General features: G+C 52.5%; 2 protein-coding genes and 1 pseudogene. 1 reads left to right on the top strand and 2 read right to left on the bottom strand.

Features of this window, described 5'->3' with window-relative positions; translation table 11 throughout:
- Positions 1-531: 531 nt before the first annotated feature.
- The gene (locus ABF979_RS16730) at positions 532-741 is read left to right on the top strand and encodes a type II toxin-antitoxin system RelB/DinJ family antitoxin (protein ID WP_048854872.1); all 210 of its coding nucleotides are present in this window, start codon (positions 532-534) and stop codon (positions 739-741) included.
- Between the two features lie 116 nt (positions 742-857).
- Here the strand turns inward: ABF979_RS16730 and ABF979_RS16735 are convergent.
- Positions 858-1109: pseudogene (locus ABF979_RS16735) on the bottom strand (recombinase family protein); the annotation flags it as partial.
- Positions 1110-1327: 218 nt separating this feature from the next.
- Positions 1328-2451 (bottom strand): IS3 family transposase gene (locus tag ABF979_RS16740; RefSeq protein WP_415560792.1). Its coding sequence is split into 2 segments (ribosomal slippage): positions 1328-2223 and positions 2223-2451, totalling 1125 coding nucleotides; the frame shifts between segments, so codons are not numbered across the junction.
- Between the last annotated feature and the right edge of the window lie 37 nt (positions 2452-2488).

Raw genomic sequence — 2488 nt, forward strand, 5'->3', positions numbered from 1 at the left:
GACGCCAGTTCCGCCAGCGTCAGTTCCCCACGGATCGCTTCCAGGGCAACCCGTGACTTGAACTCCGTCCCATACTTCTTGCGCGTAACCTTACCCATAAAACCCGTCCTCTCTCAGGTCGGATTATAGCTTATTGCCCTGTCCGAAAAATGGGGACCACCTCAATTATCCCGGAATATGGTGCGGCATTGTGCTGCTTTCACGGCAACGCAATGATGGTTTGTCTGAATTTAATTGCTTTCTGGGCCAAGGATACGGCACGATTTGCCTTACGTTAGGCGTGGGACTCCGATGGGCTAGAAAGCCCGATTTCTGGTTGATTATCCTCATAATCTGGATTTTTTTGGCTGGCTTTGTGTCCGGATTTATTATGTCCGACAAGGGAAATTATCGGACATAAAAACGGGGGAGGGGGCAGAAACCAGAAAATAACGCCGTTTCAAGTTATGAGTAAATTAGATTGAATACGAGATACTTGCCTTTACGTTTGTAAAGACGTATTTTACGTGTCTTGGGCAAGGAGAAATGAGTATGGCCTCCATCAATCTGCGGATCGATAGTGCACTGAAGGAGCAGGCGTACGCCCGTCTGGCGGAGTTGGGCGTCACACCGTCCGATCTGATCCGTCAGACCTTCGAATATGTGGTGGAAACCGGGAAACTGCCGGTTGCACGGCATGTCCTCTCCACAGAGGACGCTGATCTGTTGCAGATTGTGCGCGAGCGTCTCGCCGTACCGTAAGTCCCCGTGGGCGTCTGGGTGTGTTGTGGGGCAGCGCTCTGGCCTTTCGGGAGTGGATCGAGAGAGGTGACGCGCGCGCGCCCTTTCGGGGAGCACTCGTGCGTCTGTGACAGAAGGAAAAGATTTCGTACTGATCGCCCTAAGCGATCAAGTTTCCACACTATAATAACATCACCAGATTGAACTATTTCAAGCATAGTATCTAAACCGGGACGGCTTTTTTCTTTTCCAGATACTCTATCTTCAAAAATATTCGATGAATCTACACCAGCATTTATCAATGCTTCAATTTGAGATGATGTTGTCTGAACAAAAACTCCTTCCTCATCCTTTCTCGAAGTGGAAACGTGCGCATATCCATAAAGCATTTCGTGACAACCTTTTACGACAACATACAAACGATTTTCTGCCGTTGTACAAAGCAACCTGTCCTATCGTGCCCAGGCCGTGCCTCTGTCGTGGATTCCACAATAACGCCACAATAGGATAATCAGATCATCAGCACCTGATCACATCGGATTCACAAAGAGAGATTTATAGTTTGATGCGTTGGACTTGTAACGGTTTTGTGCCGGTCAGGAAGTGGTTATGCCACTCTGGCTTCGAAAGCGAGAGGGCTGATGCCGCCCAGATATGAATGGCGTCGACGTGGATTGTAGAAACCATTGATATACAGGAAGATGGCCGCGGTCGCCTGACGACGGGTTGGCCAGTTTTGCCTCCAGAGCCATTCCGCCTTCAGGCTTTTGAAAAACGCTTCGACAGCGGCGTTGTCAAAACAGTTTCCCTTTCCAGACATTGAAGCCTGTACTCCGTGGGCCAGCAGCTTTTTCCGGAAATCATGAGAACAGTATTGGCTGCCACGATCGGAGTGGAAAATGCAGCTAGGCACCGGGTTACGCAGCCGCACCGCCATATCCAGGGCACGGATGGCCAGATCCTTTTTCATCCGGTCGTTTGCAGCCCACTCGATCACACGGCGACTGAACAGATCGATGACGACAGCCAGGTAGAGCCAGCCCTCGGCAGTCCAGATATAGCTGATATCCCCTGCCCATTTCTGGTTGGGGCCTTCAGCAAGGAAGTCACCGTCCAGAAGGTTGGCCACAATGCCAGACTGGTGCTGGCTGTCGGTCGTGACCTTGTGGCGACGGGTGCGCACGGGCCGGATCCTGTTGTCCTTCATGAGGCGACCAACACGACGTTCCCCGACATCAAGCCCGGCTTCCCTCAGTTCCATGGTCATGCGCGGCCGTCCGTAGGAGCCGTTGCGCAGGGCATAATGTTCACGGATATGCGCCAGCACTTTCAGATCGGTGCGCTGACGCTGACAGACCGGTCGGGATGTCCAGGCCCGGTAACCCCGTGCCGAGACCCGCAGGACTTGGCACAACCTCTCGATTGGCCATTCATGCCGATGTCTATGGATGAAGGCGAACCTCATGGCTTTTGGCTCGCGAAGAACTGGGTAGCTTTTTTTAGAATTTCCCTCTCCTCCCGCAGAATTCGGTTCTCCAGGCGGAGACGTTCATTCTCACGGGCCAGATCAGCCTGCTGTCCCGATCCCGGTTCGTCCGGACGATAATCCACCATCCATTTCGCCAGCGTAGATTTGCCAATACCCAGATCGGTCGCAACCCGCGTGCGTGACAGTCCACTGCTCAACGCAATCCTCACGGCCTCGCGCTTGAAATCTTCCGTATGTTTCATGGTGTCGTCGGTCTCCTGATACAAGCTTAAAACGCTC

This window comes from Gluconobacter sp. (assembly GCF_047723935.1).
Taxonomy (GTDB): domain Bacteria; phylum Pseudomonadota; class Alphaproteobacteria; order Acetobacterales; family Acetobacteraceae; genus Gluconobacter.